At 59.3% G+C, this 25,171-nt stretch carries 23 protein-coding genes; 13 read left to right on the forward strand and 10 right to left on the reverse strand.

Going from position 1 to position 25,171, the window contains the following annotated elements; genetic code table 11:
* Nucleotides 1-40: 40 nt before the first annotated feature.
* The gene (locus tag D3Z90_RS16530) at nucleotides 41-769 is read right to left on the reverse strand and encodes an aspartate/glutamate racemase family protein (RefSeq protein WP_136477086.1); all 729 of its coding nucleotides are present in this window, start codon (nucleotides 767-769) and stop codon (nucleotides 41-43) included.
* Nucleotides 770-793: 24 nt separating this feature from the next.
* The gene (locus D3Z90_RS16535; RefSeq protein WP_136477087.1) at nucleotides 794-2,323 is read right to left on the reverse strand and encodes an NCS1 family nucleobase:cation symporter-1; all 1,530 of its coding nucleotides are present in this window, start codon (nucleotides 2,321-2,323) and stop codon (nucleotides 794-796) included.
* Nucleotides 2,324-2,806: 483 nt separating this feature from the next.
* Here D3Z90_RS16535 and D3Z90_RS16540 point away from each other — a divergent pair, with 483 nt between their 5' ends.
* Both D3Z90_RS16540 and D3Z90_RS16545 read left to right on the forward strand, forming a co-directional pair.
* A complete protein-coding gene (locus tag D3Z90_RS16540) occupies nucleotides 2,807-3,496 on the forward strand; it encodes a GntR family transcriptional regulator (RefSeq protein ID WP_136477088.1) in 690 nt (229 codons plus the stop codon).
* 100 nt (nucleotides 3,497-3,596) lie between these two features.
* Nucleotides 3,597-4,760 (forward strand): amidohydrolase family protein, encoded by a 1,164-nt coding sequence (locus D3Z90_RS16545; protein ID WP_136477089.1) that lies wholly within the window; start codon nucleotides 3,597-3,599, stop codon nucleotides 4,758-4,760.
* Nucleotides 4,761-4,787: 27 nt separating this feature from the next.
* Here the strand turns inward: D3Z90_RS16545 and D3Z90_RS16550 are convergent, their stop codons facing one another.
* From D3Z90_RS16550 to D3Z90_RS16560, 3 genes are all read right to left on the reverse strand, one after another.
* A complete protein-coding gene (locus D3Z90_RS16550; protein WP_136477090.1) occupies nucleotides 4,788-5,885 on the reverse strand; it encodes an extracellular solute-binding protein in 1,098 nt (365 codons plus the stop codon).
* Nucleotides 5,882-6,994: an agmatine deiminase gene (gene aguA / locus D3Z90_RS16555; protein WP_136477091.1), complete on the reverse strand. Its 1,113-nt coding sequence runs from the start codon at nucleotides 6,992-6,994 to the stop codon at nucleotides 5,882-5,884. The genes D3Z90_RS16550 and aguA overlap by 4 nt, the downstream gene beginning before the upstream one ends.
* 93 nt (nucleotides 6,995-7,087) lie before the next feature.
* Nucleotides 7,088-7,975 (reverse strand): LysR substrate-binding domain-containing protein, encoded by an 888-nt coding sequence (locus tag D3Z90_RS16560; protein ID WP_136477092.1) that lies wholly within the window; start codon nucleotides 7,973-7,975, stop codon nucleotides 7,088-7,090.
* A gap of 156 nt (nucleotides 7,976-8,131) precedes the next feature.
* Here D3Z90_RS16560 and D3Z90_RS16565 point away from each other — a divergent pair, with 156 nt between their 5' ends.
* Complete coding sequence (locus D3Z90_RS16565) at nucleotides 8,132-9,343, forward strand: GGDEF domain-containing protein (RefSeq protein WP_136477093.1); 1,212 nt, start codon at nucleotides 8,132-8,134, stop codon at nucleotides 9,341-9,343.
* Here D3Z90_RS16565 and D3Z90_RS16570 read toward each other — a convergent pair.
* Entirely contained in the window at nucleotides 9,285-10,145 is an 861-nt protein-coding gene (locus D3Z90_RS16570) for a LysR family transcriptional regulator (RefSeq protein WP_136477094.1), read from the reverse strand. The genes D3Z90_RS16565 and D3Z90_RS16570 overlap by 59 nt on opposite strands.
* Nucleotides 10,146-10,238: 93 nt before the next feature.
* Here D3Z90_RS16570 and D3Z90_RS16575 point away from each other — a divergent pair, with 93 nt between their 5' ends.
* From D3Z90_RS16575 to D3Z90_RS16590, 4 genes are all read left to right on the forward strand, one after another.
* Nucleotides 10,239-10,688, forward strand: a complete 450-nt coding sequence (locus D3Z90_RS16575; protein ID WP_136477095.1) for a multidrug/biocide efflux PACE transporter — start codon at nucleotides 10,239-10,241, stop codon at nucleotides 10,686-10,688.
* Nucleotides 10,689-10,790: 102 nt separating this feature from the next.
* A complete protein-coding gene (locus D3Z90_RS16580) occupies nucleotides 10,791-12,080 on the forward strand; it encodes an FAD-binding oxidoreductase (RefSeq protein ID WP_136477096.1) in 1,290 nt (429 codons plus the stop codon).
* 12 nt (nucleotides 12,081-12,092) lie between these two features.
* Nucleotides 12,093-12,650 (forward strand): helix-turn-helix domain-containing protein, encoded by a 558-nt coding sequence (locus D3Z90_RS16585; RefSeq protein ID WP_136477097.1) that lies wholly within the window; start codon nucleotides 12,093-12,095, stop codon nucleotides 12,648-12,650.
* Between the two features lie 23 nt (nucleotides 12,651-12,673).
* Nucleotides 12,674-14,026, forward strand: coding sequence for a glutamine synthetase family protein (locus D3Z90_RS16590; protein ID WP_136477098.1), 1,353 nt, complete (start codon nucleotides 12,674-12,676; stop codon nucleotides 14,024-14,026).
* Between the two features lie 104 nt (nucleotides 14,027-14,130).
* Here the strand turns inward: D3Z90_RS16590 and D3Z90_RS16595 are convergent, their stop codons facing one another.
* The gene (locus D3Z90_RS16595) at nucleotides 14,131-14,547 is read right to left on the reverse strand and encodes a VOC family protein (protein ID WP_136477099.1); all 417 of its coding nucleotides are present in this window, start codon (nucleotides 14,545-14,547) and stop codon (nucleotides 14,131-14,133) included.
* A 72-nt stretch (nucleotides 14,548-14,619) separates the two neighbouring features.
* Between D3Z90_RS16595 and yghU the strand changes: the two genes are divergently transcribed.
* The 4 genes from yghU to D3Z90_RS16615 all read left to right on the forward strand — a co-directional run bounded on the left by yghU (nucleotide 14,620) and on the right by D3Z90_RS16615 (nucleotide 20,681).
* Nucleotides 14,620-15,459, forward strand: coding sequence for a glutathione-dependent disulfide-bond oxidoreductase (gene yghU / locus D3Z90_RS16600; RefSeq protein WP_136477100.1), 840 nt, complete (start codon nucleotides 14,620-14,622; stop codon nucleotides 15,457-15,459).
* A gap of 253 nt (nucleotides 15,460-15,712) precedes the next feature.
* Nucleotides 15,713-19,135 carry an Ig-like domain-containing protein gene (locus D3Z90_RS16605; RefSeq protein ID WP_136477101.1) on the forward strand — a complete coding sequence of 1,141 codons (3,423 nt, stop codon included), beginning with the start codon at nucleotides 15,713-15,715 and terminating at the stop codon, nucleotides 19,133-19,135.
* Nucleotides 19,136-19,220: 85 nt separating this feature from the next.
* Nucleotides 19,221-20,204 (forward strand): SCO family protein, encoded by a 984-nt coding sequence (locus tag D3Z90_RS16610; protein WP_136477102.1) that lies wholly within the window; start codon nucleotides 19,221-19,223, stop codon nucleotides 20,202-20,204.
* Nucleotides 20,205-20,219: 15 nt separating this feature from the next.
* Entirely contained in the window at nucleotides 20,220-20,681 is a 462-nt protein-coding gene (locus D3Z90_RS16615) for a copper chaperone PCu(A)C (protein ID WP_136477103.1), read from the forward strand.
* 19 nt (nucleotides 20,682-20,700) lie between these two features.
* Here the strand turns inward: D3Z90_RS16615 and D3Z90_RS16620 are convergent, their stop codons facing one another.
* The 3 genes from D3Z90_RS16620 to D3Z90_RS16630 form a co-directional block, all read right to left on the reverse strand.
* On the reverse strand, nucleotides 20,701-20,940 hold the full coding sequence (locus D3Z90_RS16620) for a helix-hairpin-helix domain-containing protein (RefSeq protein ID WP_136477104.1): 240 nt from the start codon (nucleotides 20,938-20,940) through the stop codon (nucleotides 20,701-20,703).
* Between the two features lie 33 nt (nucleotides 20,941-20,973).
* Entirely contained in the window at nucleotides 20,974-21,204 is a 231-nt protein-coding gene (locus D3Z90_RS16625; RefSeq protein WP_136477105.1) for a hypothetical protein, read from the reverse strand.
* Nucleotides 21,205-21,277: 73 nt separating this feature from the next.
* Complete coding sequence (locus D3Z90_RS16630; RefSeq protein WP_136477106.1) at nucleotides 21,278-22,411, reverse strand: sensor histidine kinase KdpD; 1,134 nt, start codon at nucleotides 22,409-22,411, stop codon at nucleotides 21,278-21,280.
* A gap of 297 nt (nucleotides 22,412-22,708) precedes the next feature.
* Here D3Z90_RS16630 and D3Z90_RS16635 point away from each other — a divergent pair, with 297 nt between their 5' ends.
* Both D3Z90_RS16635 and D3Z90_RS16640 read left to right on the forward strand, forming a co-directional pair.
* Nucleotides 22,709-24,079 carry an oligosaccharide flippase family protein gene (locus tag D3Z90_RS16635; RefSeq protein ID WP_136477107.1) on the forward strand — a complete coding sequence of 457 codons (1,371 nt, stop codon included), beginning with the start codon at nucleotides 22,709-22,711 and terminating at the stop codon, nucleotides 24,077-24,079.
* Between the two features lie 52 nt (nucleotides 24,080-24,131).
* Complete coding sequence (locus D3Z90_RS16640; RefSeq protein ID WP_136477108.1) at nucleotides 24,132-25,109, forward strand: DUF535 family protein; 978 nt, start codon at nucleotides 24,132-24,134, stop codon at nucleotides 25,107-25,109.
* Nucleotides 25,110-25,171 lie beyond the last annotated feature (62 nt).

The raw sequence follows: 25,171 nt of genomic DNA on the forward strand, positions 1-25,171 counted from the left end.
TACCCCTGTGCAAGGGGTATTGGCATAGGGTGTTTAACGATCAGCCGAGCAAGGCCCGTGGCCAGCCAAGAATCTGTTTTGGCCGCGGTGGTGCATAGGTGCGGACCTTGGAAGTGCTCAGCTTCAGGCGTACCAGCGACTCAGCCAGCGCCACTGCAGCCGTGACGCCATCAACTACCGGCACCCCCGTGCGCGCCTGAATGCGCTCATCAAGGCCGACCATGCCGCCGCAACCCAGGCAGATCACTTCAGCCTTGTCGAACTGCACCGCAGCCTCCGCCTGCCCCACCACAGCCTCGATGGCCCGCTCGGGATCTTCCTCCAGCTCCAGCACCGCAAGCCCACTGGCCCGAACCGAGGCGCAGCGACTGTCCAGCCCGGCCAGTTTCAAACGGTCTTCAATCAGCGGCACGGTGCGATCCAGGGTGGTGACCACCGAGTAGCGGTGCCCCAGCAGCATGGCCACGCTGGCGGCCGCTTCGGTAATGTCCACCACCGGTACATTGAGCAGCTCTTGCAAACCTTCTCGGCCATGCTCCCCGTAGCCGGCCTGGATCACCGCATCATAAGGCTGGTCATAGCTGAGCACCCGCTCCATGACGGCAATAGCCGCCAGGTAACTCTCGAAATTGCCTTCCACCGACTCGGCGCCAAAGCGTGGGGTCAGGCCGACAATCTCGGTGCCTGGCGAGGCCACGCTGCGTGCCTGGCGGGCAATGGCCTCAGTGATCGACACCGTGGTGTTGACGTTGACTACCAGTATTCTCATGAGTCGTTTCCTTGTTCTACACGCTTAGTGCTGGGCGCTGTCGACGGCGAAGTGCTCGCCGGAACAGTCCACGTAATGTTGTTTGCGATCGGAGATCAGGTAGTACACGCCACCGGCAATTGCCGCGCCGAACAGCCAGGAGAACGGCGTCAGATCGCTGAATGCCGGAACCAGGGCCAGCAGCACCGCTGCAATTGCCGAGGGCACCAGGGCCGCGATGGCCTTGTAGTTGATTCCGCGGGTGTAGTGGTAGGTGCCGGTTACCGCTTCACTGTAGAGATCCGGGACATGCACCTGGGCTTTGCGGATCAGCCAGTAGTCGACCATGATGATTCCGTACAGCGGGCCTAGCAGCGCACCCAGGCCGGAAAGGAAGTACACGATCACCAGCGGGCTGTTGTAGAGGTTCCAGGGCAGGATCAGCACCGCCAAGGTGGCACTGATCAGACCGGCGCTGCGAAAGTTCAAGCGGCTGGGTGCCAGGCTCGAAAGCACAAAGGCCGGGGCGACAAAGTTGGCCATGATGTTCACCGCCACGGTGACGATGAGAAACGCCAGGCAACCGAGCACCAGGAAGGTCTTGTCGGGGATGGCCGCAATGATCTGCGTGGGGCTATCGATGACGGTGCCGTCGATGCTGAACTGCGCTCCGGACAACACGAAGCTGATGACCGCAAACACCAGAATGTTCACCGGCAGGCCCCAGAAGTTGCCCACGCGAATGGTTTTGCGGCATGGCGAGGAGCGTGCAAAGTCGCAGAAGTTGAGAATCAGCGTGCCATAGATGGCCAACCACAAGGCGCCGCCGGCAAAGATCTGCGTCCACATTTTCGCACCAGTCAGCGGCTCGCCCACCGACCAGGCCAAATTGCCATCCACGCGCAGGTACATCCACACTGCCAGCACCAGGACGGTCGAGAGAATTACCGGGCCGGCAAAGGACTCGTATTTGCGCACCATCTCCATGCCGAAGGTGAGGATCACCAACTGCACAAACCAGATCGCGACAAAACTGGCCCAGCCCAGGGTTGAAAGGCCAAGGATGGCGTTGTGATCGAAGCTTGCCAATTGCGGCCAGACCGCCACCAGCAACACCCTCAGAACCACTGAAGCCAGGTATGTCTGAATGCCGAACCAGGCGATGGCAATCACCGCACGGATGATCGCCGGCAATTGTGCGCCGTAAATCCCGAAGCTCATGCGGCTGATGACCGGAAACGGCACGCCGGTCTTCTGCCCCATATAGCCGGACAGGTTCATGAAGAAGTACACCAGCGCCGCACCTACCGCCAAGGCAGCGAGAATCTGCCAACCGGACAGACCGAGCGCGAACAGGCCCATGGCAAAGGAGTAGTTGGCGATGTTGTGCACATCGTTGGTCCACAAGGCGAAAATGCTGTAGCCACCCCAGCGTCGGCCGGCAGCCTTGGTTGGCGCAAGATCGGCGTTGTGCAGTTTCGGGCTCAGACTGCTGTGCCCCGAGACCTGCGCGGTTACAGCAGGGTCAGGTGACAGGTACGCGGTATCCAGAGGTTTGGAAGTATCCAATTGCATGTTCCCCGGGCTCCTGCTGCAGCGCCTATGGTGCTGCAGCAAATTATTGTTGGACTTGAGAGTTGGGACCGCTGTCAGCGCCTGGTCTGCGCTGCATACAAAGATTGCATACAATATTTGTATTACGATTTTCGAGGAACAATTTGTGTGCCAAATGAATAGCAATCAGCGCTGAAGGTACGCTGCCTTTTCGACCTAATCTGCTGTTTTATAACTGATTTAATTTTTGATCGAGCGCCTCTTCAAGGTGATTTAGTTGACCGTTTGGTCAGCGGAGATTGTGGTGAAAATGGGGCTTTGGGTAACGATAGCCGGTAACGTGTATCCAATCGAATGATACTTATGTGCACATTATCGCGTGAGCAGCCCGCTCCTAGTTGGGTTCCATGGAGGGCTGGGTCGCGGATGAATTTTTATATCCAAACTTTTGGTCATCGCTCATTTGCGGCATGCTGGAGCCATCAAGGAATTTCGGAGCTGGTAATGACGGAAAAACTCCCCGCATCGACCGTAGAGCGCGTCTACCTGGGGGTCCACGAGGCAATCAGAAAGCGCACGCTGCGCCCTGGCATGAAACTGGGCGAGTCCTCGCTTGCCGAACTGTTCAAGGTCAGTCGCACGTCGGTACGCGCAGCGCTCAAGCAACTGGAAGGCGATGGGCTGGTGTCCACCGAGCTGAACAAAGGTGCCTGGGTGTCGCTGCCCAGCGACGAAGACATCCGCTCGGTGTTCGAAACCCGCCGGCTAATAGAGATCGGTATTGTCACCGAGCTTTGCCGACGTGCCGATAAGAGCTTGCTGCAGCCCTTACGCATACATGTGGCCGCAGAAGAAGCCGCTGCCGATGCTGGCGACCACGCTCGCTACGTCAACCTGCTGGGTGAGTTCCACCTGCGACTTGCCGAGGTGCTGGACAATCCGGTGCTCCTCGACTGGTTCCGCAAGCTGATCGAGCGCGGTTCACTGTATGCCTCTACCCTCGACGACGAACGCCATGAAGCGTGTCGCGGCAATGAACACCTGCGCCTGATCGAGTACCTGGAAGTTGGCGATCAGTCGGCGGCGATCGAGCTGGTGTGCACCCACCTGAGCGGTATTGAGGAGGCCATTCTCAAGGCCACCCACAACCTCAAGGCCGACTACCATCCGCTTAAACATTTGATCGGTGGCTGAACAACGCATTCACGAATCCACTGCTATCGATCCCGATATTTAATTGGCCGATACCTTTGGCTTTTTATAGGGTACGCAGCCTCCTTCAAGAGGTCGTGAAATGATTGATCGTGTGTTCGTCAATGCCGTCGCTGCCGATGGCAGCCACTTGTCCCTGGCCGTTGCCGATGGCCGTATCGCCCACTTCGGCAGCGACGTGGCTGCCATCCCAGGCGTTGAGTGCATCGACCTGGGTGGGCAACTGCTGCTGCCGGGCTTTGTTGACGGCCATATCCACCTGGACAAAAGCTTCGTCGGCGACCGCTGGCATCCGCACCAGGCTGTCGGCAGCCTGCGCGAACGTCTGGCCGTGGAAAAACGCGAACTGGCCCTCGCGCCCTCGATCGTGGAACGAGCAGATGCGTTGATCGCCCAGGCGGTTTCGTTTGGCACCGTGGCAATGCGTAGTCATGTCGATGTCGATGCCACTACCGGTTTGACTAATCTGCATGCAGTGATGCAGGCACGGGAAAAGTGGCGAGGCATCGTCGACATCGAGCTGGTGGCTTTCCCCCAGGCTGGTGTGATGTCTTGCCCAGGCACCGCCGATGTACTCGAAGCGGCTATCTGTGACGGTGCCAATGTGATCGGTGGCATCGACCCTACTACCCTCGATGGTGATGCCGAGGGTCAGTTGGATGTGGTCTTCGGGATCGCCGAGCGTCATGGCGTGAAGGTTGACATTCACTTGCACGAACCCGGCCTGCAAGGCGTCGAGCAACTGCAGCGAATTGCTGCCCGCACCTGCGCTGGCGGCTTGCAGGGACGCGTCACTGTCAGCCATGCCTATGCCCTGGGCCAAGTGCCTGATGATGAACTTGCGCGGATTGCCGCGACCCTGGCCCAGGCCCAGGTATCGATCCTGACCAATGCCCCCGGCGATCACGCCTTTCCACCGATCCTGCGCCTGCGCGCTGCCGGGGTGAACGTGTTTGCCGGTAACGACAACATTCGCGACGCTTGGTGGCCCTACGGCAATGCCGACATGCTCCAGCGCGCCATGCTGATCGGCTACCGCTCGGGCTTTTACAGCGACGAGGACTTGAACGTTGCCTTGGCCATGGCTACCACGGCAGGCGCCGCGGTGATGGAAAAAAGCGGCTATGGATTGGAGGTGGGCAATGAAGCGACCTTCCTCGTGCTCAAGGCCCCCAATGCCGCCGCCGCAGTCGCCGCCGTCCCTGGCGAGCGGCGCATGGTCCGGCGTGGCGAGCTGCAACCCTGAAGCTGCCAGCCCGCACAGTTTCAAGGCTCAGGTCCCGGACTTGAGCCGGCTGAAGGCACGCGTCAGTTCTCGGTTGAATGCTTTGCTATTGTCATTCTTGCTGTATAGCCGCGCCCGCACCGCTGTTGGTGGATAAGTGCCCGCATCATTGCGAATTGCCGGATCCACCAACGCGTCGGCTGCAGTAATGGCATTGGCGTACTGGATGCTGTTGGTGATCGGGGCGATCACTTCCGGGCGCATCAAGTAGTCCATCAACGCCAGCGCCGCCTCTGGATGCGGCGCATCCTTGGGTATTACCAGCGCATCCAGCCAGATCAACGTACCTTCACGCGGAATGCTGAAAGCAATATCGATGGCTTTGCCCGCCTGCTGCGCCTGATTGCGTGCGATGGCCACGTTGCCATTCCAGGACATCGCAAGACACGTCTCGCCATTGGCCAGGTCGTTGATGTTGCGGTCGTTGTCAAAATAGCGAATGTACGGCCGCACCTTCTGCAGCAACGCTTCAGCCTGGCGCAGGTCTTCGGTGCGCTGCTGGTTGATGTCCAGGCCAAGGTAACGCATGGCGGCAGCGAACACTTCGTTGGGATCGTTGAGCAGGCTCACGCCGCAACTGGCAAACTTCGAAACTACCTCGGGGTCGAACAGCATCGCCCAGCTATCGACCGGCGCTGTGGGCAACCGGGCGGCAATCGCCTGCTGCTGATAACCGACACCTGTGGTGCCCCAGGCATAGGTGCCGGCATAGCGATTATCCGGATCGAATACCGCCATGTGCTGGCGGAATTCAGTGCCTATTCCGGCCAAATGCGGTAGCCGCGCCTTGTCCAAAGGTTGCAGTGCGCCACTGCTGATCGCCCGTGACAGGTGCTGGCCGGCTGTAAGTACCAGATCGTAGCCACTGCGACCCGTCAACAACTTGGTTTCCGCGGTTTCCAGTGAGTCGAAGTGATCGGCGACAACGCGGATGCCGGTGCGCTTCTCAAAGTTGGCCAAGGTGTCTGGGGCAAGGTATTCGCCCCAGATATACAGGTTTACCGTCGGCTGCTCAGCGTTGGCGGCCAGCGCCTGCGTCGTAGCGCACGCCAGCGCCAGGGCCAAGCCACAGGCGCGCAGGTTCATGAGATTTTTCCTCCCGCATATTGCGGCATGGTGATGCAGGCGACATTGCCCCCACCCAGCAAAATTTCGCGGGAATTGTCGATACCAATAATGCGATGACCGGGGAACAGTTCTGCCAGGGTAGCCTGGGCAACGGTGTCGTTGCGGTCACCAAACAGCGGCAGGACGATCGCCGAGTTGCCCGCATAGTAGTTGATGTACGAGGCGCAGATTTTCGTCCCAGCCTGGCGCAGATGAGTGCCATCGACCTGATCAAGGCCGGCGGCTTCTTCGGCGGTCCACTCCAGCACAGCGGGCTGTGGCAGCTTGTGCACCGTGAGCTCGCGGCCGCGGCTGTCGCGTGTGCTGCGCAGGATGTCATAGGCTTCCTGGTAGATTTCCCACTGCGGGTCATCACGGTTGTCAGTCCATTGCAGCACTACTTCACCAGGGCGTACGAAGCAGGCGAGATCATCGACGTGGCCATCGGTCTCGTCGAACTTGCAGCCCCGCGGCAACCAGATCACCTGCTCAGCACCCAGATACTCCTGCAGGCGCCGAGTCACTTCGTCCTTCCCCAAATGCGCGTTGCGGTTGCGGTTGAGCAGGCACTGTTCGGTGGTCAGGATGCTGCCCTGACCATCACTTTGAATACCGCCAAGCTCGGCAATCAGCGGCGCCCGATAGCGGTCGAGGTTCTCGATTTCGAGGATCTTCTGCGCAATCTGGTCATCCTTGTCCCAGGGGTAGTAAAGGCCTCCATCGAGCCCTCCATAGGCATTGAACTCAAAGTCGACACCGCGCACCTCGCCGCTGGCATCGTTGACCACAAAGCACGCACCACTGTCACGAAACCAGGTGTCGTTACAGGTCATCTCCACCACCCGCACATGAGCGGGCAGCAGGCGGCGGGCATTGGCATACTGGGCGGCCGACGCACAAACGGTAACCGGCTCACTCGAGGCAATGGCGGTAACGATCTCGACCCAGACCTTCTGTGCAGGCTTGGCGCCGTTACGCCAGACATCCGGACGTTCTGGCCAGCCCAGCCAGCAGCCGGCCTTTTTCTCGAATTCGCCGGGCAGGCGGAAACCATCAGCCTTGGGAGTGGTGGTAAGCGAACGAGCCATGGACAACCTCTGCGTTGGGTGGGGATAGCTGCACGCTACGCCGCCCGGTCCGAGGCTTCCAACGATGAAAACTCAGCGATTGATGAATTGAATTCAGGGTTCGCTGATCTGAGTGGTGAACCATTCTATGAAATCGGCCACCGCACCGCGCTCCAGACGCAAGCGCTCGCACACCAGGGCATATTGACCCATCGCCGCCACACTGGCGCCGAACGGACGTACCAGGCGCCCGCTGACCAGGTCGGCCTGGCACGTGAGGTTGTCGCCCATGGCCACGCCCTGCCCCAGCGCCGCCGCCTCCAGGGCCAGCGCTGCGTGAGGAAAATACAGTTGGCGGCCAGGTTGCGCGTCATCGGCATGGGTGGCGAGCCAGGCGGTCCAGGTCTTGCCATCCTGGTCGTCATGCAACAGGCACTGGCGCACCAGGTCACGCGGGCGCTTGAGCCCACCGAGGTTGAACAACCCTGGGCTACACACCGGGAAGAACTGCAACAACGGCAAGGGCCGGACAAAATGGGTGCTGGCATCCATCGGGCTAGTGCCATAGGTGATAGCGATGTCGATGTCGGCCGCCGGGGCACCGGCATCAATGGGTTGCTCGTGCAGGTGCAGGGTGATATGCGGATAACGGCTGCTGAAGTCCGCCAGGCGTGCCACCAGCCACTTCTGCGCCAGCTCCGCGGTCACAGCCAAGCGCAGCACCGCTTGCGAAGCCGGGTCGCGCAATTCATCGCAGGCCTTGCCGATCAACTCGAAGGCTTGCTGCAGATGCTGCAACAGCCGTCCTGCCTCACTGGTCAAGCGAACCTGACGGCCTTCGCGCACGAACAACGCGCACCCCAGTTGCTCTTCCAGTTGGCGGATCTGGTGGCTCACCGCACTGTCGGTCACACACAGTTCGGCGGCGGCCCGGCCAAAATGGCCGTGGCGGGCAGCGCACTCGAATGTACGCAGGGCGGTCAGCGAAGGCAGTCGACGCATCGGCAACTCGTTGATGGAGGATCGGCAGGCAGCATAGCCCAAGCCGATGCCTGACGGCAGCGGCCTGCTGGCAAAGTACCATCTGCTCCGCTAGCATGCCGCTGAAAACCGGCATTGGCCGGTGGGCCGCAAGGCTTAATACGGAGAAACTAACCGGTGCTGCTGAGCATCCCGACCCTGTTGATGGTGGCCGTGTTTATTTTCGGCCTGATGGGTGTGCTGACCTTGCACGCCTGGTCCCGGGGCACGCGTGAGCAAACACTCGGCTACCTGGGAAGCATGTTGATATGCGCCGCGATCGGCGCAACGCTGGTCAGCCTGCGCGGCCAGGCACCCGAATTTGCTTCGCTGGTGCTGGGCAACAACATCCTGCTACTGGGCGCCGCGCTGAATTGGACCGCGATGCGCGTATTTGGCGGTAGACCGCCGCACTTGCCGGGTATTTTTGCCGGCGCCCTGCTCTGGTCCTGTTGGGGGCTGATGCCGGACTTCTACCGCGACCTTGGTCTGCGCGTGGGTCTGTACTCGTCGATCACGGCGATCTATGGCGCACTGTCGGCATTCGAGCTGTGGCGCAACCGCAAGCGTCTGGAAGTGGCCTACCTGCCTGCGTTGCTGCTGACCCTGGCACACACAGGCTTCTACGCCTTACGCAGCTTCGCCGATCATGGTATTTCCATTGAGCACGCGCTCGCCAGTGAAGGCCGTGGCACGCTCTTTTTCGCCATTCTGCTGTTCGAATCGATGCTCTACGCCATTGCTATCGCCTATGTAACCTTGGCCATGGTGCGCGAGCGTGCCGAACTGAAGTTCAAGGCGGCCGCCTATACCGACTCGTTGACCGGTATCGGCAATCGCCGCGCATTCATGTCACGTGGCGAGCAGTTGCTGGCGGGGTGTGCACGACGTGGCGAATCGGTGGCCTTGTTACTGTGCGACCTGGATCACTTCAAACGGCTCAACGATGCCTATGGTCATCAGTCCGGCGACCGCGCATTGATCGACTTCAGCCAGGTAGCCAATCAAAATATTCGCCAAGAAGATGTGTTCGCTCGCATCGGCGGAGAGGAGTTTGCCTGCCTGCTCGGCAATGCCGACGAGGATCAAGCACAGCAAGTGGCGCAACGCATCTGCAGCAGCTTCCATGCCTTACCACTGCCAGCGCCCGGGCTGCTGAGTGTGAGCATCGGCATCGTTACCAGCAAGGCCGGTGAGGATGAGCTATCACGCCTGCTATCAATGGCCGACAATGCGCTGTATGCGGCCAAGGATGCAGGCCGTAATCGCGTGCGCGTGTACCGGCGCCCTGTCAGTGCTCGCGAGCCAGCCAGTCCAGTAGCCACAACCCCGCCGGCCCCGGCGGAGTGAGCCGCGACCACGCCGCATCCACAGCGATCGGCCGTGGCCATCCGCCCAACACCAGTTCGACCAGCTGGCCATGGCCATACTGCTGCACTAACCCATGTGGCAGCTCGGCCCAGCCAAAGCCTTGCTCGGTCATTTCCAGCAGCAACAGGTAGTCCGGCGCCGACCAGACCCGACCTTGTGGTTTGTTTTCGCTGTCGGTGTAGGTGTTGAGGTACAACTGGCGATGGCTGGCCAAGTGCGCCTGGGTCGGTTGCTGCAAGGTCGCCAAGGGGTGTCCGCTGGCAACGAAAATGCCCATCTGTGCTTGTTTGGGCAACCTGCGCGTGCCGATGTCGGGCGGGTAGCTCACTTGCGCCGCAAGCAAACCTACATGAGCCCGGCCGCTCTGCAGCAGGCTCAGGACATCGCCTGCCTCGGCGATCATGCACTCAAGCTCGATATCCTGGTAACGCTGCTCGAAGTGATGCATCACTTGATTGTCCGGCGTGAGCTGATACATGTCCGAAAGAACAATGGTCAGTCGCGGCTCAACGTTGTCAGCCAGGCGGATACTCAGCTCATCGAGCCGCTCACTGGCGGCGAGAATTTCCTGGACATGCCCCAACACCTTGCGACCGGCCTCGGTCAGCACCGGGTGACGTGCCTGGCGGTCGAACAGGCTGACGCCCAGGTCGGCCTCCAAATTGGCAATTGCCGCGCTGACGGTCGACTGGCTTTTGCGCAATTTGCGCGCCGCCGCCGAAAAGGAACCCAGTGCCACGGCTTCGACAAAGGCTTGCAGTGCTTCGGGAGAGTAGCGCATAGGTGTATCGCTTTTATCGATGGAACCTATTTTTAACATAGGCAAAAAAGCGATGACAATCCTCCCATCGAAACCAACTGTTCAGGTGCTGTCATGCTTGCTTCCAACAAAACCATCGTCGAGCGCATCGTCCACGCCGTGGGCTTCGAGGTCATTGCCGTGCTGATCTGCGCCCCTGTCGGTGCCTGGCTGCTCAATCGTTCGATGCTTGAAGTCGGTACCTTGGCGGTGGTGCTGTCCACCGTCGCAATGCTCTGGAACATGCTCTACAACAGCGTGTTTGACCGCCTCTGGCCTGTTGAGCGGGTTAGTCGCAGCCTCAAAGTGCGGGCCCTGCACGCCAGCGGCTTCGAAATCGGCTTTGTCGTGATCGGGGTTCCCATCGCCGCGCTGATGCTCAACCTGTCGCTGGTACAGGCCTTTATGCTGGAGATTGGCTTTTTCGCGTTCATGCTGCCCTACACCATGGCCTACAACTGGGTTTATGACCTGTTGCGCCAGCGCTGGATCAAAGCCCGGAGCGGCCGTCTGCAATTGCAATAGGCCCTGCATTCACCCGCGTTAATTCAGCGGGGGCTTGGACTCGTGAAATTTATCTGGTAGTTTTTCATGAAAATATACCAATAAAAATTCACGAGACTCGCCATGTTCAAGCAATCCGCCCAGCATGTCGCCAGCTACTACGCTCAGACCTACCCTGGGACCATTCCTTTGCGCCCTACCCTGCAAGAGGGGCTGGATACCGGGGTACTGATCATTGGTGCAGGCTTCAGTGGCTTGCACACCGCCCTGCGCCTGGCCCTGGCCGGCCAGCGGGTGACGCTGCTGGAAGCTAGCCGGGTTGCTTGGGCCGCCTCTGGACGCAACGGCGGGCAAGCCCTGCTGGGCTGGTCGTGCGACATGCAACCGCTGGAAAAGGCCCTGGGTGTAGACCGCGCCCGGTACCTTTGGCAGAGCATGTGCTGGGCAGCCAGCGAAATGCGTGAATTGCCGGAACGCCACGGCTTCGACGTCGATTACCGACCCGGCAGCCTGTGGACGGCGGTACTGCCACGGCGGGTCGAGATGCTCCGTGAAGCTCAACGCGAGGCAGCAGAAAAATGGGGCTACGACGAGCTGCAGGTAATCGAGCGCGATGCTTTGCCCGAGTGGATCGACAGCCCCCGCTACCAAGCTGCGCTCTACGATCCGCAAGGCGCTCACCTCAATCCACTGAAACTGGCCCAAGGCCTGGCGGCCGCTTTTGAAGCAGCAGGCGGACGTCTGTTTGAACAAACCCGCGTGCTTGACTACCGCGAGACATCCAACGGCTTCGTCGCCCGAACCGAACACGGCGAAGTGCGCAGCGACGTGCTGGTGCTGGCTTGCAATGCCTACATCGACAAACTCGACCGCCAGTTATCACGACGCTTGCTGCCGGTAGGCTCTTATCAGGTGGCCACTGCACCTTTGGATCCGGCCTTGGCGCACTCATTGCTGCCACGTAACAGTTGTGTGATCGACAACCAGTTCGTGCCTGATTACTTCCGCCTGACTCCGGATCACCGCTTGCTGTTTGGCGGTGGCTGTACGTACCTGGGCGGCATTCCCAAGGATGTTGCAGCTGCCACTCGGCCGGTACTTGAACGGGCCTTCCCGCAGTTGCGTGGAGTGGCCATCGACTACGCCTGGGGCGGACACCTTGACTGCAGCCTGCGCCGTACCCCGGACATTGGCCGAACCGGCCAACGTTATTGGCTGCAAGGTTTTTCCGGGCATGGCGTACTGCCCACCCTGGCCGGTGCCCGCGCCGTCAGCGACGCCATTCTCGGCGACAACCAATTGCTTGCGCTGTACCAGGGCATCGACAACGGTCACTTCCCTGGCGGCGATAGGCTCGCCGCCCCGCTGGAAGCCGCGGCGAAGGCATGGTACCGCCTGCGCGACAACCTTTAAGAGGACAGCTACATGGACATGCAGGACGAAATCGAAGGACTGGCGATCCTGATCCGTGATCTGCGCAAACACCGCAACCTGACCCTGGGCGAACTTGCCCAGCGCATTGATCGTTCGGTGGGCTTCCTGTCCCAGGTCGAGCGGGGCCTCTCGCGCCCCACCGTGGCCGATCTGACCGCTATCAGTGAAACCCTGGATGTGCCCACCACCTACTTCTACAACCTGAGCAAACCCCGGGAAGTGGACTGGGTGACGCGTCCGGGAGAGCGGCGCACGCTCTACTACGCCGGCGGCATCACCGACGTGCTGGTCTCGCCCAAACTCACCGGTAGTTTCTCCATGCTCGAAAGCCATCTGGCACCGGGCGCCACCAGCGGTGAAGGCCACTTGAACGACAGCTCCGAACAAGGCGGCTTTGTGCTCGAAGGGCAATTGAGCCTGTGGCTCGATGACAGCGAAGACCCCGTGACCCTGGGCCCCAACGATAGTTTTCAGCTACCGCCACACAGCCAGTTTCGCTACGCCAACCTCACCGAGCAGCCAACACGGGTGCTCTGGGTATTCCGTTGAACCACGCTGCAGGACCGCAATCGATGACAACAACAAAAAGCTTTCCCGATCTGCTCACTGAAGTTCGTGAGTTTCGCACTCGATTCCCGCAAGTGCGCTATGTCGATTTGATCAGCCTGGACATTCCCGGGCATTTCTATGGCAAACGCTACCCGATCGACATGCTTGAAAAAGTCGCCGCGGGCAGCCCTTTGAAACTGCCGCAGAACTGCGTGCTGCTGGGTACCCAGGGCGGCCTGTTTCCCATCGGCGATTATTGTTTCAACGATGGCGACCCGGACGCCCCTCGGCGCCTGATCCCGGGCACGCTCAAACCGGTACGCTGGGAGAATCAGCCATTGGGGCAAATGTTGATCAGCTCGGACGGCACCAACGCCCCCATCGAATTCGAACCACGGGAAGTGCTTGCCCAGGTATTGCAGCGACTGGAGCGTCGCGGCATTCGTCCGGTGGTGGCCTTCGAGCTGGAGTTCTACCTGTTCGACCGCAATCTCAAGGACGGCTTGCCACAATTTCCCCGCGATCCGTTCAGTGATGACCCGGACGATCAACCGAACATGCACATCGAGCGTCTGTCGCGTTATTCCGACGTATTGCGCGACATGGTTGAAGCGGCCAACGAGCAAGGCGTGGATGCCAACGTGATCACTGCCGAGCTTGGCCCCGGCCAGTTTGAAATCAACTTCGGCCACTGCGATGACGGCCTGCGCGCTGCTGACTGGGCGGCGCTGTTCTGCCGTAGCACGCGTGGGGTGGCGCTCAAGCATGGCATGCGCGCCAGCTTCATGAGCAAGCCTTATCTGGAAGCACCGGGCAGCGGCATGCACGTGCACGTCAGCTTGTATGACCGGGACGGCAACAACCTGCTCGCCGCTGATGACCAGCGCCCATTGCGCCATGCGGTGGCGGGCTGCCTGGAACTGCTGCCAAACTGCATGCCGATCTTTGCCGCCAACCACAACGCCATGCGCCGCTACGGCGCCATGGTCAACGCTGCCAGCCGTGCCAGTTGGGGATACGAAGATCGAGATGCGTGCATTCGCATCCCCGAGTCCGACCCGCGCAACTTGCGTATCGAACACCGCCTGGCCGGTGCCGACGCCAACCCGTACCTGGTGCTGGCGGCTATTCTCAGCGGCATGGAGCATGGACTGGATGCAGGCCAAGAGCCTATCGCCCCCCTCAACGAAGATCGCGCCAGCGGCATCGAGTTCCCCAAGGACATGCTTACGGCTGTCAGCGCCATGCGCCAGCACCCTGTGGTCAACCAGAGCCTGGGCAGCGAATTTGTGATGGTCTACTGTGAAAACAAGCGCCAGGACCATCTGGCCTTCTTGCATGACATCAGCGCCCGGGAGTACCGCTGGTTCATGTGATTGTGCACACCTGCTGCGGGCTCGCTCTGCAATCGGCCCGCATTTGCGACAGATTGCGGGGCATGTCCGCTACTACTGGGTTAGATGACGTCTTTTTACGCAATTCACTTAGCGCCCAGGTCCTGGGCGAAGCGCAAGAGGTAACCGTCGGGATCGAGGACGAGAAAGTTTCGCTGTCCGCGGTGTTGATCATTCTGCCGGTACCAACGTTCTTCAACCGCTTGGCGCAGTTCATACCCCGCCTCCAGCAAAGCATCCGCCAATGCCGAGGCGTCGGGGCATTCGATGGACAGGTTCATGCCGCGACCATAAGGTCGCTCCAGTGGTCCAACACGCCACGGCGACTCGCTGTGCCAATCCTGCTCAAGCATGATCTGGCTGGCACCAAAGGAAAGGACGGCAAACTTGTCTTCTTCGCGCTGGTATTCAATTTTGAAGCCCAGCACCTCGCAGTAAAAGCGTAGGCTGTGTGCGAGATCGGAAACGATCAACTCTGGCACCAGCGCATTCATTTTGAACATGTGTTGTTTCCCTTCCGTTATTTGCGCGCCAATCTACCCACAACTTCTTGAGCTAACCAGGAAATTGACCCTATGAGCAAAGCCACCTACACCCCGCCCAAGGTCTGGAAGCATGACGCACCGTCGGGAGGCGAGTTCGCCAATATCAACAGGCCAACCGCTGGGCCAACCCACGACAAGGCCCTCCCGGTTGGCAAGCACCCATTACAGCTCTACTCGTTGGCGACACCCAATGGCATAAAGGTCACGATCCTGCTCGAAGAACTGCTGGCGCTCGGAGAAACCCGTGCCGAATACGACGCCTGGCTCATTCGCATCAACGACGGCGATCAGTTCTCCAGCGGATTTGTCGAGATCAATCCCAACTCGAAAATTCCGGCGCTGCTGGACCGTAGCGTGGAGCCTGCCATTCGGGTATTCGAGTCCGGCTCGATCCTGCTGTACCTGGCGGAAAAGTTTGGCCACTTCCTGCCCACCGAACCAGGCGCACGCACAGAAACCCTGAATTGGCTGTTCTGGCAAATGGGTGCCGCGCCCTATCTGGGCGGTGGCTTCGGGCATTTCTATGCCTATGCGCCGGAGAAATTCGAGTACCCGATCAATCGCTTCACCATGGAAGCCAAACGCCAACTCGACGTACTCAACCGTCGCCTGGCTGAAAGCCCATACTTGGCGGGTGACCACTACACCATCGCTGACATCGCGGTCTGGTCGTGGTACGGCCAACTAGCACTGGGCAACCTGTATTCGGCGGCAGAATTCCTCGATGTCCAGGAATACACCCACGTGCAACGCTGGGCCGAGGAAATCGCCAAACGTCCTGCGGTTCAACGTGGTCGGCGGGTCAATCGGACCTGGGGCGATGAAGCGAGCCAAGTACCGGAGCGGCATCAAGCAGCAGACCTGGACTGATTGGTTCGCCAAGCGGGGGAGCATTTCACCCATAACCAAATATGGGGAACTCCCCCCACTTTCCCCAGCGGCGCCTCGCTTTACCCCGTCCTACTTTCCCTTCAAGTCTTTGAACAACTGGGAGTTTTTTATTCAAGCGTCCTCGAATACCGGACTTGGTGCGGTTTTTGCCCCATGCCATCACAAAGTGGCAATTTGATATTTATTTGGGCAAAGCCGAAGAAACCGAACGGATAGGCACGAGGCAAACGCTATGTACAACTCCACTACGCAGCGCCGGGCAACTCTTCACCTGTTCCGATACTCAGGCATTGCGTCCACACTGCTGATCGCCATCACCAATACCAATGCCGCGCCGATGGACGATACCAGCCCGCCATCGCCTACCGACCCTTCGGCCTACACCTATCACCCCACCGACCCTCAGGCTGCGCTGCAGGCACTGGAAGCACTGAAGTTACTTCCCGAAGGTAACCATGGCTCGCTCGCCCTGCCCAATGGCGTCTACGGCGACAGAACGACGCCACGCAGTGAAAACGTGATGCCACCGTTGAAGCAGACATCGTTCAATTACCCAACCAACGGTTTGGCCAGCCCTTTGTTTGGCGCGCAACCCTTTACCCAGCAGATGCTCTTGTACGAAGAGTTCGGCCCGGAAAAGCTGGACCCCACTGCCGAAGCCGGGAACATCCCCTTCCCCATTCCCACGACCGGACCAGCGCCGGAGCAAGACCCCAACAGTGTCGCCCGCAGTGGCCCCGCAGGCGCTGCACTCGAAGCGTTTTTACGTCAACCGGGACTCTCGCCGTTTCCGACCCAGTATTCCAATGTGCTGGACCGCAATCCCTGGAAAGCGCAAATCGAAGCATTCCTCAACCGCCATCCGGTTGGCTCGCCGGCCGAGGGACGTCCACCAGGAAAAGGTTGGTCGCATCAGCGTTGGAACGAGTTCTACCCCCAGGCCGCGATCAAGACCGCGCAAGCCGGGGCACGGGTAAACCAGGGTCTGCGTGACAACCGCCAGATGCACGGCTACGCCAAGGGCGAATTCGGTCCCGGCGGTCTTTATCACAATACCGCCGGCGTACCGGCCACCGAGGGTACGGCCAAAGGCATCAGCATTCGTTTTCACCCGAACATGCCCATTCAGAACCACAACGCACTGTGGACCTTCGACGGCACCTTGCCCCCCAAATTGCTGATGGCCCGTTATGGGCAACCGATTCTGATGCGTCATTACAATGCCTTGCCGATCGACCCGGCAGCCAATGGCGGCTTTGGCCTGCATACCCTCAGCACCCATGAACACAACGGCCATAACCCCGCCGAAAGCGACGGTTACACCAATGCGTTCTTTTTCCCAGGCCAGTACTACGACTACCGTTGGCCGGTACAACTGGCAGGCTACGACACCATCAACACCAGCGCCCAGGACCCAAGGGCCGCCTTCCCTTGCGCCCAGGGCGAAACGCTGTGGGTCAACGACCGCAACCCTGGCATCAAGACCTGTGAGAACGGCAGCATCAAGGTACGCGGGGACTGGCGCGAGACCATGAGTACCCACTGGTTCCACGATCACATGCTCGATTTCACCGCCCACAACGTCTACAAGGGCAATGCAGCGATGATGAATTACTACAGCGCCCTCGATCGCGGCAACGAAGCCCTGGAGGATGGGGTCAACTTGCGTCTGCCCAGCGGCTCGGCGCTGGCCTGGGGTAACCGCGACTACGACGTCAACCTGACCTTCGCCGACAAGGCCTGGGATCAGAGCGGCCAACTGTGGTTCAACCCGTTCAACATCGACGGCTTCATCGGCGACCAGATGATGGTCAACTGGCTGTACAAGCCCTACTTCGACGTACGTGCCCGCAGCTATCGCCTGCGCATCCTCAATGGCTCGGTTTCGCGCTACATGAAGATCGCCGTGGTGCGTGAAGTGCGTGGCAATGGCGGCGAGTTTCGTGGCCCGCAAGGCTCCGGGGTTTCCTATAGTCGGGTACCGTTCCACATGATCGCCAATGACGGCAACATCATGGAACACGCCATCCCGTTCGACGGTAGCCTGGACCTGAACGGCAATGGCGACCTCAAGGACGACAACGGCATCATGCCAACCATGGCGATTGCCGAGCGCTACGACATCATCATCAACTTCGCCAAACATGGTATTCAACCTGGCGACAAGATTTTCTTCGTCAACCTCATGGAACATGACACCGGCAAAGGCCCAAGCAAAGATGCCGTGTCCCTGGCTGACGTGCTCTCGGAAAAGTACAAGGCCGTCATCGATCAAACCAGCAAGGGCCCCAGGTGGCGTGACGGCGACCCTGTCGTCGGCAAATTCCTGCAGTTCAACGTCAAACCCTACAGCGGTGTGGACCAGAGCCTGGACCCGGTAGCCTACGAGCCGGCCAAGCCTGGCAAGGCCGCGGGCAAGAAAATGATCCCGCTGACCATCGATCGCGACGATCAGAACATGCAAGCCAGGCTCAAGCAGGCACGCCATCGCAGCTTTGAATTTGGACGCTCCGACGGTACCGACACCGCCCCCTGGACGATCAAGACCGATGGTGGCTTTGGCTACTCCATGGACCCGCGGCGAATTACCGCCGCGCCTCAATTGGCCAACGGGCCGACAGACGCAGGCTATGCAGGAGATGGCACCCTGGAAGTCTGGAAAATCAAGAATGGCGGCAACGGCTGGAGCCACCCGGTGCATGTGCACTTCGAAGAAGGGGTCATTCTCAACCGCGACGGCAAGGCACCGCCGGAATGGGAAAAATGGGCCCGCAAGGACGTGTATCGGGTAGGCCCGGAGGTTGACAGCTCCGGCGAGTTGGAAATGGCGATTCGCTTCCGCGAGTTCGCCGGCACATTCATGGAGCATTGCCACAACACCCAGCACGAAGACAACTCCATGTTGCTGCGCTTCGACCTCGAGAACCCTGGTCAGCTCGAACTGATGCCCTCGCCCATGCCCACCTGGGACGGTGTGACCTACATTAGCTCTGCAGCCCTGCCCTCGTTCCGTGACGAGGAAGAACAAGGACCGGGTGACGACGATGACGACGATGACGAAGACAATCAACTACCAATCGCCCGGGATGACAGCGGCACGACCAAAGCCGGTGTCGCGGTCACGCTCAATGTACTGAGCAACGACAGCGACCCTGACGGCGACATGCCGCTCACAGTGGTCAGCCTGGGACAGCCCGACTCCGGCCAGGGCACTGTCAGTACCGACGGCACACGGGTGACCTTTGTACCGCCTGAGACGGTGAGTGAAGCCTATACCGCGCTCTTTGAATACAAGGTCAAGGATGCTCGCGGCGCGGTCTCGCAGTTGGCGGCCAACGTACGGGTTTCGGTGGCCCCCGCGGTTGTCGAAGTCGATCAGAACGTAAGGGTCAGCAACGCCACTGTCACCGTGCGCAGCAACAACCGCTACGCCTGGGAGCTGGCGGGAACCAGTGCGCTGAAAGTCGGCGATACCTTGGCGGTTACAACCTCGACCACCAGCGGCACGTTGAACCTGGGAACTGCCACGGTGCTGTCCGGTGGTATGTGGCGGCTGTCGGCGAACACCGTCGGCACAGTGCCTTCACAGCCGGCCACGGTGACGATCAAACCTGCCAATGGCAAAGCGGTTACCGCACCGTTGAGCATACGCTGACCCCTCCGGCCTCCCGCTCAGTGCAATCTGATCGGGGGGCTGGCATTCACGGCAATAGCCACAGACCTATCGGGAGGCAACTGTCATGGGCTGGAGAACCTGGTTAGCCCTCGGCCATCTGCTGCTGTCAGCTTGCAGCGTGGCGCAAGCAGGCGTCAGCGAGAACACCTCCGCTCAGCAGTGGGGGCAGGCCTATTTTCCCAACACCGCCCTGATTACTCAGGATGGCCAGCCAGTGCGCTTTTTTGATGACCTGATCAAGGACAAGGTTGTGGCGATCAACTTCATCTTCACCACCTGCACCGACTCATGCCCGTTGGAAACCGCACGCTTGCGCCAGGTGCAAAAACTGCTCGGCGACCGGGTCGGTCGCGATGTGTTTTTCTACTCGATCAGCATCGATCCCGAAACCGATACCCCAGAAGTACTCAAACAGTACACGGAGAAATTCAAGATCGGTCCCGGCTGGCAGTTTCTCACCGGCAACAAGGAGGAAATCACCTTGTTGCGACAAAAGCTCGGTCTGTTCATCAAGGGGGTCGATGACGGCCAAACCAAAGACCACAACCTCAGCCTGATTATCGGCAATCAAAGTACCGGGCGCTGGATGAAGGCCTCGCCGATGGAGAACCCCTACGTACTCGCCGACCGCCTGGGAAAAAGCCTGCACAACTGGAAGCTGGCCAGTACCGATACCAACGAAGCTGCTGACGCCCCCAACGTGCGCCCACCCAGCATCGGTGAACAGATCTACCGCACGCGCTGCTCTTCGTGCCACACCCTCGGCGATACCGAGCACGCGGGTATGCGCAGCATCGGCCCGGATCTTCTCGGCGTAACCCAGCAACGTGACCCGGCCTGGCTCACTCGCTGGCTGAAAGAGCCAAATCTGATGCTGGCAGAAAAGGACCCGCTGGCGATGCAACTGTTCGAGCAGTACAACCGCCTGGCGATGCCAAACCTGCGTCTGGGCGATGTCGAAATCACCGCGGTGCTGACGTACCTGGATGAAGAGAGCAAGCGTATGCAAGCGCGGACGCTCGTCAAAACTTCGCAAACAGCCAACTAAGCAAGGAGTTCTGCCATGGTCGCTCGTCTCTTGGTTTTTGCCGCCCTGCTTGCAAGCAGCACCTTAAGTGTCGCGCATGATTATCAGGTCGGTGAACTGCTGATCAAAAGCCCTTGGTCGCAGGAGTTGCCGGTGGACCTGCCAGGCGGTTCGGCATATTTCAGCATCGACAATCTGGGTAGTGAATCCGACCGCCTGATCAGCGTCAGCAGTCCCCGCGCACAAAAGACCAGCCTGCACGCTCAAGCGACCAGCGATGGCATGATGAACATGCAGCACATGACCACCATGGAGATTCCCGCCCACTCACAGACAATCTTCAAGCCTGGCGCCAACCATGTGATGTTGTCCGGGATGGAGCAACCACTAAAAGCCGGCGAACAGTTCCCGCTGACGCTGGAGTTCGAAAAGGCAGGCAAGGTGGAGGTACAAGTAGACGTCCGGCCGGCGGATGAACAAACCGGCCATGTTCACTGAGTGCCCTGAGTTCGCCTGTCTAGCTCTGGTATTCCCGGGCCTTGGCGAGCGCAGCCTGGATAGCGGCACGTGCCTGCGGGCTGTTCTTCCAACAGGTAGAACCAACAAGCGCCGAGGCCTGGGTAACGATAGCCAAGGCATCTGCCTGGGCCAGTTCGGATAACGTCTTGAACCCCAGTTGTTCAAGGCGTTTGACCACGGTCGGGCCTACGCCCTTGACACTCAACAACAGTTGCGTTTCTTCCGCTGAAAAACCCATCTCAACTCCTTTTGATCTTCACCAACTAACGGTTTACAGCGATGGAGAACACTGCTCGCCCGGCCTCTCGACAACACTGGCGTAATGCGCTGTCGCCTGGAGAATCAAAGCGTTTCTTTCTTCAGTGGTTATCACACCCTGGCGTTGGAGCTTGTCCGCCATCTTCATCAGTTCTTCGTACTGTTCAACGCAATTCATCTCGATCCCGGGTACTTCGAGCAGTCGATACCAAGAAGCCAAATTGCTGCAACTGTTGCTGTCCATCACGAGTTCCTCCACTGATCATACTTCTGTAGAGGTAACGACGGCGGCAGAGGTTCATAGATTTACCCAGCCACTACGGAACCAGCCCCAAAGGCAAGGTAACGCGAAAGCGTGTGCCCTGCTCAAGCGTTGACTCGACTTCTATATTCCCACCGTGGCTTTTGACAATTTCGGCGGCAATGAACAGGCCCAGACCCAGGCCTGCCGACGCGCCCTCTTCACTGGCGGCAAACCGTGAAAAACGCCCCTGCGGGTTGAAAAGAAACGGGAGTGCACTGGGCGGGATAGGCTCACCGAAATTCAGCACGGTAACACAGGCATGCTCGGCATTTTTCCCCAATGTGATCTGAATTTCTCGTCCACTCTCACCATGCTGTACAGCGTTGTTGACCAGGTTGGTGATGACTTGTCCCATGCGCAGCGGATCGAACGCTCCAGGGACCGGGCTTGAATCACCGAAAACAATCTTGGCCTGCGGATGACAGGCTGAGACTTCCTCCACCACCGACTTGCAGACAGCTTCCAGATCAGTGGTTTGAGGCTTGATCGGTATTCCCGAGCCCAGGTTGCAACGCGCCAGGTCGAGCAAGTCGTTCACGATCTGATTGGCACGGCGAACGCTGGCAGCAATCTGTACAGCGAGCTTTTGCGGACGCCCGCTCAAATCCTGATCCTGGCGCAACAAATCGGCGCCCATCATGACCGCAGCCAGTGGCGTTCGCAGGTCGTGCCCGAGGACGCCAAGGAACATCTTGCGCGTTGTATCGGCTGCATGTCCAAACGCTGCAATCGACTCGCCGAGTGCCTGATCGATCGATTCATTGAAACGAATGATATCGCGCACATGATGCTCGTCCCCTGCAAACTCTTTCGCCAGCCATAGCCTGAGTACGCTGGATCTCAAGGCACGATACTCAGAGACCATCTGGTCCAGCGAATAGCCATCAATCAGGCGCAATACCGCGTGAGTCTGAGCCGCGGTTTCGGCTTCGCTCACAGGCCCAAGACCTTGAGACTTGTCGATACCCTCCTGCACGGTCTGCGGCGTGTCCATGTCTCTGGCTACAGCCTTGAGCACATACTCCGCATGATTTCTCAAACCCTGAGAATCGAGGGCTTGCGCAGGTGCATCGACGGTCCTGGCAAAATTTTCCCACTCCTGCAGGATCGGCTCGAGATTGTTCAGAATAAAATGTGAAAGCCGCATAGCTAACCTCTGGTTCTCGACGCATCGAAAATATCGAGTGAGATCGGCTCAGCCGAACCTGGACCCTGTATGAGAAGCACAATGATGCCGCAGATTGGCAGCATCGAATGCGCCAAGCGGTGCCTTTGGCTGCCATCTTAGAAGGATGGCAGATGATCAGTCTAGGCTATGCAAACTGCTTGCGCAGGTCCCCCGTAACCTGACTTGAAATTGTTTCAGGGAAACGGCTACAGCGTCTAGCAGCATGGCAAATTGAGACTATAGTAATCGGCGAGCCACCGGGTCAGGGACGTCGTTATGCCTTCGATTGATTTGTCGACACCGTTGAGCCTACGCAAGCGGGCCCTATGGGCAAGCGTATTAAATATCGGTGCGATATTCGCGTCCCAGGTCATACGCTTGGGCGGCAACCTGGTTATCACCCGACTGCTGGTGCCGGAAATGTTCGGCATCATGGCTATCGCAACTACCGTGACTGTCATTCTGCAACTGCTCTCTGACGCGGGCCTGCGGCAGAACATCATCCAGAGTCAACGCGGCGATGATCCGGTGTTTCTCAACACTGTGTGGACGGTGCAGATCATCCGCGGTTTCGTGCTGTTCCTGGTGATGCTTTTGCTGGCCTTTGCGGCGCATTACGCACAGCAAGTCGAACTATGGCCGGCACACTCTACCTACGCATCACCGGAGCTGCCGCTGGTGCTGGCCTTGAGTGGACTTTCCGCGGTTTTCTACGGCTTTCAGTCGACCAAGGTCGACGTCGCCATCCGCACGTTCCAGCAGAAAAAAGTGGTACTCGCCGAGCTGATCTCGCAAATCGTCAGCCTGGCCGTGATGTTAGTGGCAGGCTATCTAACCCGCTCCATCTGGTCGCTGGTGGCAGCAGGCCTGGTAGGCACGCTGGTGTTCACTGTGCTCAGTCACATAATTTTCCAGGGACCACGCAACCGTCTGCAGTGGGACCGTACTGCCCTGCGCGAAATGCTCGACTACGGCCGCTGGATTTTGTTGTCATCGGCGGTTGGCGTGCTGGCCATGCAAGGCGACCGGATCTGGTTCGGTGGCAGCATGACGGTCAACGAGTTGGGCATTTACTCCATCGCCGTAACGCTTCTGGGGGCCATTCAACTGGTCCTGCAGCGCCTTGCCGGAGCGGTTGCGCTACCGGCCTTCAGTGAGGCGGCCAGGACCGGCGACAAAGAGCGGGTGCGCAGTATTTACTATCGCTCCAAGCTGCTCTTCGATCTGGTCACCCTGTTCACTTGCGGCGCCTTGCTGACGGCCAGCCCGTTGCTCATTGGTTGGCTGTACGACGATCGCTATGCGGGCGCCGGGCAGATGATGGCCATTCTTTCGCTATCGTTCTTTACCCTGCGCTTCGCCCTGGCGCAGCAGGTGTGGATGGCCCTGGGACTGACCAAGTACATGGCTATAGACAACGTTATCCGGGTGGTATCGCTGTTTGTCCTGCTGCCTGTGCTTCTTTCCATCGGCGGGGTGCACTATGCGATCTGGGGTGTAGCGCTACATACCTATACAACGCTGTTCCTTATTTACTATGTGAACCGCCAGCTTGGCCTTTGGGATACCAAGCGCGAGCTCATCGTGCTCCCAGCCATGGTGCTCGGTGCCCTGTGTGGAGAGCTCGCCACTTGGCTGTTTACCTGAGCCTGACGATGGCGAACAACGTGCACCGCAATCGAGTACAGGTGGAGACAGCATGATCTACAGATCAGTAGCGAAAAGCATCTGGGTGCTGCATCCCGGTTATTCCTTGCGGGCGATGCGCAACAAGTTGCGCCTGGCCCTGCTGATTGCCCGCGGTTGGCCCGGCCTTCACGGGTATCTGCAGCGCTTGATCGGCACCGTTGGCCGCGATGGACTCCAACGCATGGGGGTAGACTGCATCGGTATCATCCACTGGCCTTACATCAGTAAATCGTGGCGCCCGTCCACGCGCTTCGACGTGCTCGCCTCGCACTATGAGGTGGTCAGCCAGCGTTGCCAGCCCCTGATGCTGTTGGGACGCGAGGACTCGCTGCAGTTGGCTGACCTGACGCAATACTCCCGCGGCTGTTCCCTAGTGCTTGACCGGGCGTTCTGGTTCATGCGTGAAGGAGAACTGGTGCTGAACTTGTTCCAGGACGAACTGCGAGTGGCCTCGTTGGCGTTTACCCTGTCCCGCACCGACAACGGCACGTGTATGTTCATCGGCGCTGTGCAGGGTATTCATAAGGGTGTGGACAGCGAACGCTCGTTGGCCATTTACCGGGATTTGACCAAAGACTTCGAAGGGCTGCGCCCCAGAAGTCTGTTGATCGAGGTGCTCAAGCATATTGCGCGTGGCCTTGGGGTTACTCAAATCTATGCCATCGCCGACCGCTATCGCCACCATCGCCACCCGTACTTCGGTGTTGAAAAGTCCCAGGAGCTACTCGCCAACTACGACGTTATATGGCAAGAGCACGGGGCAATATCGTGCGAGCGTGAAGACTTTTTCAGCATGCCCACTGACCCGTCAAGAACGCCCCTTGAGGACATCGCGGCCAAGAAGCGCGCCATGTACCGCCGCCGCTACGAACTGATGGACGCAATTTTTGCCAGGGTCGATAGCGTCTTGCATGATCGGGCATCGAGCACCAACAAACAAAGCGAGAATCAGCCAAGCCGACCTGTTTTTGCCCCGCAGCAACCTTAAGCTGCCCTCCCTCCACGCGCTCGCGCGATAGTCACCACTGCTTCAGGGCAGCGAATATTTGA

Origin of the sequence: Pseudomonas sp. DG56-2 (assembly GCF_004803755.1) — a bacterium.
Classification (GTDB): Bacteria; Pseudomonadota; Gammaproteobacteria; order Pseudomonadales; family Pseudomonadaceae; genus Aquipseudomonas; species Aquipseudomonas auratipiscis.